This window comes from uncultured Psychroserpens sp., from assembly GCF_947500255.1.
Lineage (GTDB): Bacteria > Bacteroidota > Bacteroidia > Flavobacteriales > Flavobacteriaceae > Psychroserpens.
Genome location: NZ_CANMRL010000003.1, coordinates 425,290 through 440,590, shown reverse-complemented (window position 1 = coordinate 440,590; position 15,301 = coordinate 425,290). Strand labels below are relative to the sequence as shown.

General features: G+C 32.7%; 14 protein-coding genes. 6 read left to right on the top strand and 8 right to left on the bottom strand.

Annotation, left to right across the window (positions count from 1 at the left end):
- Window positions 1-13 precede the first annotated feature (13 nt).
- From Q0783_RS11445 to Q0783_RS11425, 5 genes are all read left to right on the top strand, one after another.
- A complete protein-coding gene (locus Q0783_RS11445) occupies window positions 14-526 on the top strand; it encodes a hypothetical protein (protein WP_298895260.1) in 513 nt (170 codons plus the stop codon).
- Window positions 527-538: 12 nt separating this feature from the next.
- Window positions 539-1,000: a pyridoxamine 5'-phosphate oxidase family protein gene (locus Q0783_RS11440; protein ID WP_298895259.1), complete on the top strand. Its 462-nt coding sequence runs from the start codon at window positions 539-541 to the stop codon at window positions 998-1,000.
- A gap of 47 nt (window positions 1,001-1,047) precedes the next feature.
- Entirely contained in the window at window positions 1,048-1,398 is a 351-nt protein-coding gene (locus Q0783_RS11435) for a hypothetical protein (RefSeq protein ID WP_298895257.1), read from the top strand.
- Between the two features lie 77 nt (window positions 1,399-1,475).
- Window positions 1,476-1,982, top strand: a complete 507-nt coding sequence (locus Q0783_RS11430; protein WP_298895255.1) for a hypothetical protein — start codon at window positions 1,476-1,478, stop codon at window positions 1,980-1,982.
- 11 nt (window positions 1,983-1,993) lie between these two features.
- Window positions 1,994-2,365, top strand: coding sequence for a GerW family sporulation protein (locus Q0783_RS11425; protein ID WP_298895254.1), 372 nt, complete (start codon window positions 1,994-1,996; stop codon window positions 2,363-2,365).
- A 138-nt stretch (window positions 2,366-2,503) separates the two neighbouring features.
- Here the strand turns inward: Q0783_RS11425 and Q0783_RS11420 are convergent, their stop codons facing one another.
- From Q0783_RS11420 to Q0783_RS11385, 8 genes are all read right to left on the bottom strand, one after another.
- A complete protein-coding gene (locus Q0783_RS11420) occupies window positions 2,504-3,496 on the bottom strand; it encodes an MlaD family protein (RefSeq protein ID WP_298895252.1) in 993 nt (330 codons plus the stop codon).
- Window positions 3,497-3,502: 6 nt separating this feature from the next.
- On the bottom strand, window positions 3,503-4,264 hold the full coding sequence (locus tag Q0783_RS11415; RefSeq protein ID WP_298895250.1) for an ATP-binding cassette domain-containing protein: 762 nt from the start codon (window positions 4,262-4,264) through the stop codon (window positions 3,503-3,505).
- Window positions 4,261-5,043 (bottom strand): ABC transporter permease, encoded by a 783-nt coding sequence (locus tag Q0783_RS11410; RefSeq protein ID WP_298759265.1) that lies wholly within the window; start codon window positions 5,041-5,043, stop codon window positions 4,261-4,263. Before Q0783_RS11410 ends, Q0783_RS11415 begins: the two co-directional genes overlap by 4 nt.
- Window positions 5,044-5,391: 348 nt before the next feature.
- Window positions 5,392-6,384 carry a 2-hydroxyacid dehydrogenase gene (locus Q0783_RS11405; RefSeq protein WP_298759269.1) on the bottom strand — a complete coding sequence of 331 codons (993 nt, stop codon included), beginning with the start codon at window positions 6,382-6,384 and terminating at the stop codon, window positions 5,392-5,394.
- Window positions 6,385-6,664: 280 nt separating this feature from the next.
- Complete coding sequence (locus Q0783_RS11400) at window positions 6,665-9,265, bottom strand: T9SS type A sorting domain-containing protein (RefSeq protein WP_298895247.1); 2,601 nt, start codon at window positions 9,263-9,265, stop codon at window positions 6,665-6,667.
- A 47-nt stretch (window positions 9,266-9,312) separates the two neighbouring features.
- Entirely contained in the window at window positions 9,313-11,775 is a 2,463-nt protein-coding gene (locus tag Q0783_RS11395; RefSeq protein ID WP_298895245.1) for a TonB-dependent receptor, read from the bottom strand.
- Window positions 11,776-11,803: 28 nt separating this feature from the next.
- Window positions 11,804-12,706: a FecR family protein gene (locus Q0783_RS11390; protein WP_298895243.1), complete on the bottom strand. Its 903-nt coding sequence runs from the start codon at window positions 12,704-12,706 to the stop codon at window positions 11,804-11,806.
- A 49-nt stretch (window positions 12,707-12,755) separates the two neighbouring features.
- Window positions 12,756-13,280 carry an RNA polymerase sigma factor gene (locus tag Q0783_RS11385; RefSeq protein WP_298895241.1) on the bottom strand — a complete coding sequence of 175 codons (525 nt, stop codon included), beginning with the start codon at window positions 13,278-13,280 and terminating at the stop codon, window positions 12,756-12,758.
- 226 nt (window positions 13,281-13,506) lie between these two features.
- Here Q0783_RS11385 and Q0783_RS11380 point away from each other — a divergent pair, with 226 nt between their 5' ends.
- Complete coding sequence (locus tag Q0783_RS11380) at window positions 13,507-15,291, top strand: hypothetical protein (RefSeq protein WP_298895239.1); 1,785 nt, start codon at window positions 13,507-13,509, stop codon at window positions 15,289-15,291.
- The last annotated feature ends 10 nt before the right edge of the window (window positions 15,292-15,301 follow it).

Here is a 15,301-nt window from a genome sequence, read left to right as displayed (position 1 = left end):
AATACATATATCTATGTCTCGAACTAAAAAGATACTTGTTCTAGTAGGAACTATAATTGGATTACTATTTTTTATTTCAATTTGGTATCAGCAAACATATTCTATGGATGTAGCAGAGAGTTTCGATGTAAATTCTCCTGAATACAGTCAGAAACTACTTATTGCCACCCAAGGAAGTGAATTTAAAGGCAAACTCACTACAACTATAATTGACCACTTTAAAGAGGATTCTATATATATCAAAGTAGTAGATATTTCCGAGTTGAAAGATATTGAGCCAAGAAGCTATAGTGCCTTAGTACTTATACATACATGGGAGAACTGGAAACCACCTAAGTCAATCGAAACTTTTGTAGAGAGAACTAAACCATACAGTGAAAGAATAGTAGTTATTACAACATCTGGAGAAGGATCTCGTAAAATGGATGATGTGGATGCTATTACTGGCGAATCAAAGTCAGAAAATAGTCTGGTTATGGTTAAACAAGCGCTTAGTAAACTAGAAATAATACTTAAGAGTCATTAAAAACTTTAAATCATGATAAGACATCTAAACGACAATGAGTGTATTCGCATTTTGGCTAATAACTATATAGGTCATTTGTCATATATCTATAATGGCAAACCTTTTATCGCACCAATAACCTATTTCTATGATAAAAACATCAATGCTATAATAGGATATTCCGCTGAAGGTCATAAGGTAAAAGCTATGCGAAAGCATACAGCTGTTTCTATGGAAGTTTCTGAAATAGATTCTGTGAATACTTGGGATTCTATTCTGGTTCATGGGCATTACCAAGAACTGTATGGAAGTGAAGCTAAAGCACATTTGCATGATTTCTCTCTAGGCGTGAAAGATTTAATTGTTAGAAAAGAGCATAGAAAACTTGATTTTATAAGCCAGTTTTCTAGTCAGATATATAAAGACGATTTTCCTATTATTTTTTTAATAAAAATTGATGAAATCACAGGGAAAATGAGAAGGCATAAAGATTAAAATTCAATCCCAGCGTGAGTAGTAATAACACAAATAAAACAGCAACAATGTTAAGGTATATAGCACGTTATGGCCTGTTGCTAATTGCTAGTTTGCTGCTGGCTTTTTCTATATTGTCTGGTTCTACAGATTATGGAGGAGGTATTGAAGGCGTCTTAAGAAATAGTCCAAATGGATTGCCTTGGATTTTACTTATTGTATTGGTTTTTGTAGCTAGGAAAAGAGAACTATTTGGTGGTATATTAATTATTATTTCTGGTTTGTGGCTGGTCTATTTTTTTAATTTTAGAGGTCCAAATTTTTGGTGGATTATTTTGGGATTAACGTCATTAATACCACTCTTGGGATCGCTTTTTGTCATAAGCTGGTATCTTAGGAGTCAACGAAAAAATTTATAGCTGGACAGTTGTTCTAAACTGATTAATATCATTGTGTTAGACCTTTAATTGATCGTACTTTACAGTAAAATCAAGATATGGTATTCTACATACTTTTGATCATATTTTTGCTAGCAATCATTTATTTATTATTGGTTCCGATTGTCTTCTATATTGACACTTCGACCAACCAATATTTTATAAAAATAAAAGGTTTGTTAAAGGCAAGTATTGAGCCCGATGAAGCTGAAATTTTTAAAATTCATTTCAAGGTGTTCTTCTTTAATTTTTTTGTTTACCCACTCCAGAAAAAAAAGCGGTCAAAGACTAAAGCAGTTAAAACGAACACTAGTAAAAAAAGAGGAGATAAGCGTATCCCATTCAAAAAAGTATTTAGAGTATTAAAATCGTTTAAGATCAAACAGTTTCAGTTAGATATTGATACTGGAGATTGTATTTCGAATTCGAAATTATATCCAATTTTTGCATTTCTAAATTTTTATAGAGGACATCATTTAGGCGTTAATTATGAAGGAAGAAATAAAATATTACTATCTGTTGAGAATAGACCAATTCGTATGATAAGATCATTTATTAACATTTAAAACTTAATATCATGGAATTACATTTTGAAGAATTATTAGGAAAAATTACGGACTTTATTAAGTCTGAAGCCAAAACTGAAACAGTAGTTGGCAACCAATTTGAATTAGGACAGTTTAAATGCGTCCCAGTCATTAAAGTTGGTATGGGATTTGGCTCAGGAGGAGGCGAAGGCGTTGAAGGAAAAGGCAACAAGCGAGGTGAAGGTATGGGAGCAGGTGCAGGAGTAGGTATTGAACCTATTGGTTTCTTAGTGACTAAAGAAGACGAAATCTCATTTATAGAAGCAGGTAAAGCACATGGTTTAGCCGCTGCTTTTGAAAAAGTACCAGATATGATTGAGAAAATTTCAGCAAATAAAAGAGCTGCAGAACCACAAAAGTAGTGGTTTGACAGTTACATGAACAAGCCGAGCATTTCTTATGAGATGCTCGGCTTTTCTTTATTTATCTAGATCTTGAAACAGATTAATATAGTTTTTGTAATCTGTAACGCGTTCTTCGAGGTGTTCTATTTTCATGATCTAATCTTTTGTATTGTTTGCTTCCTTCTTTTCCTGACGTTCTAGTTTCCTAAAATAACCTCGCGTTAGGAAGTTATGCTTTAAAGCTTCCATGTTTTGGTTGAATTTGTCTGTACCTTCGTTAATGTTTTTTAAGGTAGATTTCAAATTATTTACCAATGAAGAGTCCTTTATAATGTAGTTGAAAGCACCTTCACTTGAATTAAAATCATCAACTACTGTATTAATATTACCAACAACTTTTTCTATCTCTATACTAGAAGATTCGAGGTTATTTACAATAGATTTTAGTTTTTTTCCTGAAATAGAATCATTAATTAACATGCCTAAAACAGTATTGTCATTTGTCTTTAGTGAGGATATAATGTTGTTGAGATCTGTGATTGATTTTGTTGCACCATAGCTTGCTATTTTGAGATTAGTAACAGATTGCTGTAGTTCTTTGGCCATGATAGTATCATTAAGTAATACACCTAATGTTCCTTTTCCTTCGGTCATGGCATTGGTAATCTTTAGGAGGTCGGCTGTGAGTATGGCTGCATTTTCAGAACTTACGCTTAATGTGCTTAAAATATCATCAGCTCCAATTTTACTGTAGGATTCAATAATATCTCCATTACTTATTATTTCTGAATGGCCTTTACCAGGAACAATGTTTACGATCATATTACCAACCAAACCATCGGATCCAATTGTTGCAATACCATTTTTTTTAATATGAGAGATAATTTTTTCTTGGATATTCATATCTACTTTTATAGTAGAATCATTAATCATGGTAATGTCTTTAACCGTCCCAATGTCAATACCAGAGTATCTTACATTATTTCCTTTTTGTAGCCCATTTACATTTTGAAAGTAAGCACTTATTGTAAATGTTTTATTAAACATGTTCTGGCGTTGTCCTATGAGGTATACAGCGACAATGAAAATAATCGTGCTAATAATAACAAATGTGCCTAATCGTAGTTTCTGTGCGTTTGAATGTTTCATAATCGTTCAGTGTTTAAAGAAGGCTTTTATTTTTGGATCTTCTTGGTTTGATAATTCATTAAAAGTGCCAACGGCATAATTTGTTCCATCTATAAGTAGTATCATTCTATCTGCAATCACTCTAGCACAATCTACATCATGCGTAATGATGAGTGAAGAGGTGTTGTATTTTTTCTGAATGTCTTGCATTAAAATGATGATCTCTTTAGCGGTAATAGGATCTAATCCGCTAGTGGGTTCATCATATAAAATGATTTTTGGCTGTAAGATTAGTGTTCTCGCTAATGCAATTCGTCGTTTCATACCTCCAGATAATTCCGATGGCATTAAGTCTATGGCATCAACTAATCCAACATTCTCTAGGGCTTCTATAACTAGAGTTTGAGTATCAATAGCTTCTCCAAATTTCTTTGTGTGCCGACGTAAAGGAAACTCTAAATTTTCTCTTACAGTCATAGAATCGTACAAAGCACTACCTTGAAAAAGGAAGCCAATATCTGCTCTTAAAATATCAAGTGCTTCTTGATCTAATTTGGTAATGTCATTACCCATAACAGAAATAGAACCACTATCGGCTTCCATTAATCCTACTAAGCATTTAATCATAACCGATTTTCCCGATCCCGATTTTCCCATAATGACTAAGTTCTCACCTTGGTATAATTGCATGTTAAATCCGTTAAGTACATGATTATCGCCAAAGCTTTTATGTAAATCTTTGATGTGAAGCACTATATCTTGGGTCGATATGTTTTTTTTCTCAATCATAGATCGTAAAATATATCGGTTACAAAAACTGCAATGAAATCAATTACAAATAGTAGCAACGAGGTAAATACCACAGCAGAGTTCGCTGCTTTTCCAACACCAGCGGTTCCTTTTTTACAGTAATATCCTTTAAAACAGCCAACGATTCCTATGGCTAAGCCAAAAAAGAAAGATTTTACTGTTGCAGGTACGATATCACCAAATTCAAGCGAATCAAATACCTGGTTAAAAAAGAGCGTAAATGATACATTGCCTTTTACATGTTCAACTAAATAAGAACCAAATAAAGCAATAGCATCGCCCAAAATCACTAATAAAGGTAGCATTAGTGTAACGGCCAAAACTCTAGTAACGACTAAGTATTTAAATGGATTTGTACCAGAAACTTCCATGGCGTCGATTTGTTCCGTTACACGCATTGAACCTAATTCGGCACCAATTCCAGACCCTATTCTACCAGCACAAACTAAAGCCGTTATAATAGGTCCTATTTCTCTCACTATCGAAATACCAACCATTGATGGCATCCATGATACAGCACCAAACTCAGTCAACGTTGGTCTTGTTTGCAAGGTCAATACCAATCCAATAATAAAACCAGTAATTCCAACCAATAGGAGAGAACGGTTGCCCATATTATAGCATTGCTTTAGTAATTCTTTGAATTCAAAAGGACGTTTAAACGCTTCCTTTAAAAATCTTGAAGTGAAGTATGAAAGCTCTCCAATTTCAATTAGAAAGGCTTTTAGTTGTGCGTTTATAGATTTGAATCCCAACATATAAATCGGTAATATTCAATTCAAATGTATGGTTAAGCTCTGGTGTGTCAAATGATTTGTGTCAGCTATTAATACTGATGAATATCATTTCATTAGTAGAGTATTTCAACTAGTTTAAGGATCGAAAAATTATATCATGAGAGCAACAGTTCATATAGAAAACCTGAAGAGTTGTGGTTGTAAAAGAACATAATTAATGCATTATCTCAGGTAAAACATATTGGTGATGTTGATGTGAATATTGAAGCTAATACAACCTCTTTTAATTATCAAACCCATTACGATTTCGACAATGCAAAACGTGTGCTATCTAGAATCGGTTACCCAATTGTTGGGACTGAAAATAAATTAATTAGTTAATTCATTTTCGGTGTCTTTACCAGAATCCCAGCAATTTAAATTGTAGATAGTGGTCTCTGCAATATTTGTGAGTGCTTCTTCGGTTAAGAATGCATGATGTCCCGTTATTAGAACATTTGGCATGGCATTTAATTTCAGAAGGAGATCGTCATTAGGTAATTCTTGAGACCGGTTTTTAAAGAATATGCTTTTTTCATTTTCATAAACATCCATACCTAGAGCACCAATCTTTTTGTTTTTAAGACCTTCTATGACATCTTCTGTATTGATAATAGCACCTCTTGCAGTATTGATAAGAATAACTCCATCTTTCATTTCAGAAATTAAATCGTCATTAATAAGTTGATGGGTTTCGGTATTTAAAGGAAGATGTAAAGAGATAATATCTGCTTGATTACATAATTCCTTTAACGTAGTGTAGCGCATATTATATCGTTCTTTCAATACTACATTTTCTTCAATGTCATAGCCTAATAAGGTACAACCAAAACCATACATTATCCGACTCATGACAGAGCCAATTTTTCCTGTGCCAATGATACCGACGGTCTTTTGGTTGAGATCAAAACCAACAAGACCATTGAGGTTAAAATTATAGTGATTGACTCTAAAATTGGATTCAATTAGCTTTCTGTTTAGTGTTTGCAACAGAGCGACTGCGTGTTCGGCAATAGCATACGGCGAATAGGCAGGTACATTAGCAACTTTTATATGTAATCGTTTAGCAGTTCTTAAGTTAACATTATCGTAACCAACCGATCTAAGTGTTATATATTTTATACCGAAATCCTTAAGCTTTTCGATAGTGATAAAACAAGCTTCATCTGCCGAAAATATTGAAATAGCATCATAGCCTACAGCTTTCATGGCTGTTTCAGATGATAAGGCCTCTTCTGTAAAGCTCAATGTATGCTTTTTATTATTGGCTTGTATTAAATATGGAATCTCAAAATCTTTGGCACTATAGATTAATACTTTCATGTTCTATTACTAAATGTTATATAGAGCAAATCTATTTATAATGTGATATCTAAGAAATGATATTGCTCATGCTATTAATTATTAATAAAACAGTTTTTTACGTGGTCTCTTATTTGAGCAATAAGCGTTATTTGATTTATTTATCCAAAACGTTATTTTAAAAATAGACACGTACCACGGCATTTGTAGTCAAGCCCAATGAAAATCTTGAAAATCCATTTACAGCATTATAAAGGTATTTATTTTATTAGTTTGAATTAACTATTTTAAGTTCTGTGATTTAAATTTTAATAATTTTTTTAATAATATTCTTGTTTTCAGAATTAAAATTGATAAAATAAACTCCATCGGTTAAATGTGAGACATTAATTTTATGACTGTTTTGACTCGGTGTAATTTCTTGTATTAGCTTCCCAAGTAAATTATATATTTTAATTTTTTCAATACTTAATTCTGTTATGAAGTTTAAATCATCTTTAACTGGATTTGGGTGAAGACTTATATCATTAGACAATTCAAAATCGTTTATACTTAAATTGTCTTCAGTTACTGTAGTAATGTAATTATTGGTTTCAATAGGAAAATTAAAGTCAAAATAAATATTTGCACTATTAAAGAATGTATCACCTATTTCTAGCGTTGGGAGAGTCTCAATTTTATAAATAATAAATCCATCATTATTAGCATCATCAAATGGTAAGTTTATGTCTTCAAAAATGAATTCGACTTTGTTTCCAGTTATTCGAGTTACGAACTCGTGGCTACCATTCGTAACTTGTAAGGAAGATAAATTGAATTTTTGGGTGTCAATTATATTTTCTACTACTATATTTTGGGCAGGGAACGTACCAGTATTTTCGAAACGAATACGATAGTGAACATCTTTTCCAACGTCATCTAAAAAGATGTTTTCTCCTTGTAAACATAATATATCATTGGGGTCAAATGAACCAACTACGGTTTGATTCAGTGTAAAAGTATTATTGTCAGGATTGATATCATCCACAATTGGAGCTGCTATAGCTTCAAATGTTAAGAAATCATCTATATTTACGGGAAAATTAGGGTCGGTAGGAGGGTTTATATTGAAAGTTAAATTTATAGCAAAAGATTGAAAAGGTTCTAAATTAGTAAAGTTCCAAGTACAACTATTACTGGTCGAAATGTCAAAAGGTAAGTCTGAGTTTAAAAAAGTTATAAAATCTTCTTGGTAAATCAATGTGATATCTCCACTAGAAATTTGATTACCAGTATTTTTTACCAATAATTGATAATCTGAATCAAATCCTGGTCTAGCTGGCGTTAATGGAGCTAATATAACTTCTAGATTATTTACCGTAGAGTTTGGTACGATACAGATATCTTGAACAAATGGACTACTCTCTTGAGGGAAACTTACAGTAAAACTCTCTGGTATAACATCAAAAAGGGAAAGGTCAAAAGATGTAGGTGTAATGGTATAGCTTCCAGCCTGTATGGGAATATTATAAACTCCAGTACTATCAGCAACTCCCATACCATCGGTGATACCATCACTAATGGTATAGGTCATAAAAGGAACCATTGTGTCTGTTGCTGAACATCCGTCACTATTAAAATCAAATTGAGATTGACCCTGAACTGCATAAAACTCACCACCTGGAGTAAAAGAGCAGTAGGTGTTTATATTCACATTATTATAACCATTACTAGCTAACCAACTTTGAACAGCATTCAATTGAAAATCATCTGCGCACACATACTGTAAGTTTGGAAGATTATTTATATTAATATTAAAAAGAGATTCTTGACTACTATTTTTAAGAAGGATGGATTCTAAACTTGGGTTATTGTTGAAAGAACCCCAATTTAAATTAGTACAACTGTTTAAATCTATTTCAGTTAAAAGGTTATTTGATAATCCAATTTGGACAATTTCATTATTGTCTGCTAATATCAGGTTTTCAATAAGATTGTTTTCTACTTCAACTATGGTTGTATTAGGAACATTTGATAAATCAAGTGTGCTTAATTGATTATCTTCCATTACTAACGTAAAGAATAATGGACAGTTTTGTATATCGAGATTATTAATCATATTTCCACTGGCACTAATGGATTGTAAGACAGGTAAATCATGTACTGTTAAAGAAGAAACTTGATTAAATGCAATATTTAAGTTCCCTAAACTAACTGCTCCAGTTACATCAATAGTTGTGATGCTATTATTTTCGGCAAACAATGTTGACAAGTTAGAAAGACCGCTTAAATCCAAACTTGTTAGAGCACCATACTGACAGTTTAGATCTTCTAGTGCTGTGCATCCACTTAGATTCAATGTTGTCATCAAATCATTACTGGTGCAGGATAAATCCCTTAAAGTTGTTAAGTTACTCACATCTAAATTAGTAAGGTTGTCACAGTAGCTGATGTCTAATATATCTAATGAACTAAGACTGCTCACATCAATAGTGCTAAATGGATTTCCAAATGCCCAGAAAATTTGAAGATTAGAGAGACCTGTTAGATTTGTTGTAGTTAAACTATTATTGCTAAAATTGAGATACTCTAAGTTAGTGAATGCCGTTCCGTCAAAAGTGGAAATATTATTTAAGTTTATTTCCAATCGCGTTAAACTGACAAAGTTTTCAAGTCCAGTAAGATCAGTTATATTACTTGAACTAATATCTAGTTCATAAATTACTGATGCCTCTGTTACATCAATTTCGTTGTCAGCATTGGTGTCGATTTGTACACTACTTCCATTATTATCAATTGCAACATAGTTTGCTGAACTTGCTGATAGAAGTTTATTTTTTAACTCAATATCTGAAAAGTTAATTGTTTGACTTTGTATTAAAGTTGTAAACAATAAAAATGAAATAAGATAAAAATGTTTCATAATAGTAAGTTTTAATAATAACTACTGTGTTAGCTATTAGGTTGTTTTTAAAAATAAATTCGTATTACTGCGTTAGTAGTAAGCCCTAAGGAAAACCTAGAGAATCTATTTACAGTGTCATTGTTAACTCTGTAATAGTTGTTAATTGAATTTTCTCTATTTGAAATATTCCAGATAGATGCACCGATTTCTGACCTTAAAGCATCACTTAATTTGAACTTGTAAATTGCTGAAGCATCAATTCTGATATAATCTAATAACCTTTCATTATTGGCTTCATCGAAATTTACATCATCATCATTATCAATTTCGTCGTCACTCAAAGGAATTGAAGTGGGCTTACCTGTTCTGTAATTAACTCCTGCTGATATGTTCCAAGATGTGTCGCTATACGTAGTGCCAAGAGTTATAGAATGTGTAATATCAAAATTACTAGGAAATTCAATCTCTTCAAGGACTTCGAAGGTATAGGTGTTATTTATGTATGAATAACTTAGCCAACTATTAAAATTACTAAATGTCTTCTTAAATAGGAATTCAAAACCAAAGGCATCATAGCTGCCTTTTTCTTTTGCAAACTCATATTTGGTTGTAAAGCTTTGGCTTTGTGTAGTTATACCATCAATCATCTTATAATAGCCTTTAGCATCTAAAAGCCAACCATTATTTTTATACAGTATTCCGATTGATGCCTGTTTGCTCTGTAACACAGGAATACTATCGTTATCTGTTAACTGCCAACGCCTTTTCTCAATACCTAGAAAATCATTTTGGAAATTAACAATTTGCGAGGTACTTTGATGTTTAAATTCGCCTTGTGCTTCAATGTCAATGAATTCTCCAATCGATTTTCTAATGCTTAATCTTGGCTCAATAATCAACTTTTCAAACCGAGTTAAATAATTTGCTCTTACACCACCTCTTATGGAAAAGTCATTATTAGGATTTTTATACCAAACCTGACCAAAAGCGCTATGTTCTCTAAGGATTTCTTCGTCACGTCTAACAAACCGAGGTAAATCAATGTCATTTAAATTGATAACTTCTGTTTCAGTAAACTGATAGCCAAGGTTAAATCGCCATTGATTTTGTTCATATAAATTATTAAATAAGACGCTTGTTTCAGAAACAATGTTTTCTTGTAACTGTAGCTGATTACTAAGTACGTCTGCGTTTAATGCTTCAAGCTTATATTCACTATTGTAAATGTTAATGGATGAGAACAGTTTCTCGCTCCATTGTCTTTTATAATTGAGACCAACAGCAAGACTATTTTGAGAAATATTACTGCGTCTGGTTCTTGATATACCATTAATATTAGCAGTTTCATTGAAGCTTAAATCGTTATTGATAAGAATAAAATTTAATCTTATAAAATCTCTATCTGTAGGCTGGTATAACCATCGCAATGAAGCATCATAAAAATCAAATTCTTGATTAGAATTAGTAACATTTGAAACATTATTTTGGGCTTCTGTATCTTGAGTCACTCTATCAAAATAAACATCATAAGTAGGTGTTCTTACAAAATCATCCAAAGATTTTCTGGATGCGATTTGAAGTGAAGACTTATTTCCTATTGGAATATTTGAAAACACTTCTGCATTTATAAAATTAAGACCGAAAACACCATTGAATTTTGAATCGATTTGCTTATCGGTTTGCATATGAATTGTCCCCGAGACACCATCGGTTAATGCTACATCTGTACCATTATTGATGACGTTCGCTGTTTGGGTCATTAACGGATTAAAGCTAGATATAAGTCCGAAGAAATGTCCAGTCTGATACATTTTAATATCATCCCAAAGTATCAAGTTTTGGTCATGAGAGCCGCCTCTAATATTGATGTTCGAAACCGTTTCATCAACACTTAAAATACCTGGTAGTGCTTGAACGGTTTGAAGCACATCTGATTCAATTAGACCTGGTAAAAGGCTAAAGCGTTTGTAGTCGATTGAGGTCGTCCAATCTTGCCTTTTGTCAATACCTCTAACCAAGTAGGTTTCTATAAGGACAGGTGCTATAATTTCTTGTTGAATTAACATAGAAATCGTTTCACAATCCTCTAAATTGAAAAACCTTACTTGACGTTCAATAGTCTTGAATCCAATATGTCTAATGGTTAATACTTCATTTAATGATTTTAGTTCTATATCGAAATACCCATTCTCATCAGTTACGGCATAAGCAAACTTGCCATTAATGGTGGCTCCAGAAAGTGGTTCTTGTAATTCAGAATCTTTTATATAGCCGCAAAACCGTATAGCTCGAGTAATGCTATATACAAAATCACTAACCCTTTCAAAAACTAGATTAGTTTGCTTTTCAAGATTCCTGATTTTTGAATTTAAGCTTAACTCTTTTGATATAGGTATTACAAAAATATCTTTTAAGAGACTGCTCTCATAATTAAATTTAATCGAATGTGTTTTAGTGATTTGTTCTAGTACATCGGAAATTGGAATTTTAGACGCTGTGCTTTGACCCTGTGCAGTAAAGAATGACAAGCAAAAAATAAGTAGCAGTATGTATGAGCTAGTCTTGCACATGCCTTATAATGACCACATTGTTGTTCTTGATGGTGTAGGTCAAATCAAGGGGTTGTGTAATAGATTTTAAAGCGTTTTCAAGATTGTTATGTTCAAAAGCACCAGTAAAGTTCAAAGTCTTATCTAGTTGAAAATGCACTTTAATATTATATTGCTTTTCTAACTCTAAAATGACATTTTTCAATGTTGCATTTTCAAAGACACTCATATTCTTTAACCAAAATGGCTCAGCAATAGAAATGTTCGATTTTAAGCCTTTCCCTGATGTTAATATAAACTCTGTACCAGCAGGTAATTTAACATCAGTATTGTTGTAAGTCACTTGAACCATGCCTTCATAACAAGACACTTTAAAAATACTATCACGAGATAATACATTAAACTCGGTACCTAAAACACTAACTTTACCAAAATTGGTATTCACTTCAAATTGGTTTCCTTTTTCCACGTCGAAGAAAGCCTCACCACTAAGATCTAATGACCTATTCTTATTCCAATCAGTATTAATGTATTCTAGCTCTGATAATTCATTTAGGTTAACAATTGAGTTATCTGGTAAGGTTATGGTTTCGTTTTGAGCTAAATCAGTTTTATACGAAGTTATTTGATCTTTATTGATTAATGTAAATAGAGCGAAACCAGCAATAAGAATAGCTGCTATGCTTGAAACAACCTTTATCCAATGAGTTGAGGCACTTTTTTTGGGACCTAATTTTTTATCTAATACTTCAAATGAATCAACTTTAGCATGAGCATCACCTTTAAATCGTTGTGCTTCTTGAATGATTTCTTCATAAAGCTCGGTATCATCAAGAGAATCAAAATGAGCTCTCTCAATTGGAGATAAGTCATTTTGTAACCATTTTTTAATAATGTATTCTTTATCCATCACGTCATGTTCTAATATTAAAACAACTAAAGATTAAGAAGTCCCAAGATTATTTTTTTCTAAGTTCAACTAATTGATCCTTAAGTTTATTAAAGGCAGCATATATGCGATGCTCGGTGATTTTTTTAGTCACTCCCATAATCTCTGCAATTTCTTTATGTGTTTTGCCATCTATTTTACTCAGTAAAAAGGCTGTTCTTTCTTCCTCCTTTAAGTTCGATAATACAGCCTCATAGCGTTTTAAAAACTCTTTTTTTCTCAGTACAAATTCAGGAGATTCATTAGTGTAATCCTTTGGTTTGACCTGTTGGTATTTTAAAACTACTTTTTGATGTTTCACTTCATTGAGCATCATATTGTTTGCTATTGTATACAAATAAGATTTAGCAGTTTCTGGCGTCACCTTAGCACAATTCTCCCATAGTTTAATAAATGCATCTTGAACTTTGTCGGCAGGATTTAGTAAATCACCATACTTGTAATATAGGATATTGCTCAAACTTTGAGCATACTTCTCATAGAGTTTGGAGAAGCGGAATTTATCACAGATATTTTGATGTAGGGATTTCGACAATGATATTTTTTTTAGATGTTAAACAGATACAAGCAAAACTAAATATATAAATTTCATAAAGCGATGATTTTTATCATGCTTTTAATTTCCAATGCCATAAGATAAATAAAATATTTTTTGGGACATTATACAAATGAGTTGTTTTAAGAATAAAGGAGATAGTTTAATTCATTTTAAAAAGAGTCCTTTAATATCAATTGACAGTCTAAATAAAAAAGAAATAATCATGAAAACATTGAAACCAATCCTACTAATATTATTAGGAATTTTTTTAAGCACTACTTCGTGCAGAACAGAAGATGATCTAAGCATTGATCCACCCGTTGAAGAAACTATCGAAGCTAATTCACCGATAGCAGTCTTAATGAGTAATGTTGCAACTAATGACGGCTCTAACGATAATATCATTGACAATGCAAGTTGTTTAAGTGTTGAATTGCCTGTTACAGTAACAGTTAACGGCATTGAACTCGTCATAAATGATGATGATGGCTATGAAGATATTGAAGACATTATCGATCTTTTTGATGATGATGTAGATTCTGTTGTCATTTCTTATCCAATTACAGTAATACTATCTGATTTTTCAACTGTTGTGGTAAACTCAGACAGTGAATTGGCGGCACTTACAGCCAATTGCCTTGGTGAAAATGAGGATGATGATGACATCGAGTGCATCGATTTTCAATATCCTATAACGGCTTCAATTTTTGATGAAAATAACGATTTGATTAATTCAATTACGATTAATAATGATAATGATATGTACGATTTTATCGATGACTTGGATGAGTATGCAGCGGTTACAATAAGTTTTCCGCTTACAGTTATTTATCCCGATGGAATGACGCAAACAATCAATACTATACAAGAGTTGACCTTAGCGATTGAAACCGCAGATAATAGTTGTGATGAAGATGATGATAACGATTTTGATGATGATGATTGTGATAATTGTACGACTAGTGATCTTGATACTGTGTTTGCTGATTGTTCAGAATGGACAGTTGATAAATTAGAACGCAATGATGATGATCTTGAAGATAACTATGTAGGCTACGTATTTGAATTCAATAATGATGGAACAATTCTAGTTACTCAAGGAATAAATACATTTAATGGTACATGGGACGCCTCAGGTTCTGGTAATAATATTTCAGTAATAATTAACGTAACAGGATTACCAGATTTTAATGATACATGGAACTTACACGAAATAGAACAAGAGCCTGGTGAGGTGAAGGTCGACCTAAGATTAGGTGATGATCGCTTACGTTTTGAGAGCGATTGCTCGAGTGATGGAGGTGTTGACGATTCAGCTTTAGTTACTGCTCTAACTAATGGCGATTGGTATATCACTTACTTCTTCGATGATACAGACGAGACAACAGACTTTATAGACTATGTATTCAATTTTGCATCAGACAATACGGCAACTGCAACAGATATGAGTGGAACTACCAATGGTTCTTGGTCAACAACATCAGGTGACAACACACCACTCGGACTTAACTTAAACTTCGGAACAAGTATTCCGCTAGATGAACTTGCCGATGATTGGGACGTTCTGGAAGTTACAAACGACATTATTAGATTAAAAGATATCAGTGGTGGAGATGGTTCGGAAGACTTCCTAACCTTTGAAAGAACACCTTTTGATGGTGGAAACGGCAATGATGATTTGTCATCAATTTTAGTTGACGGTCTCTGGTTTGTAGCATCTTATATGGAAGATGCCGATGACCAAACAGCGAATTATGCAGGTTATGAATTAGACTTTAATATGGATGGATCAGTTTCAGCTTCTAACGGTTCTACAACTAATAATGGTACTTGGACTGTGTTTAGTGGAGGCAATCAAATGACTTTGAATTTTGGTACAGATTTACCATTTGAAGAGTTCAATGATGACGACTGGGATGTGATTTCTGTATCAAGTACAGAAGTGGTCATTCAAGATGTGAGTGGAGGCGGTGGTGGAACCGATACACTAACACTTCAAAAACTTTAAAAACAATATT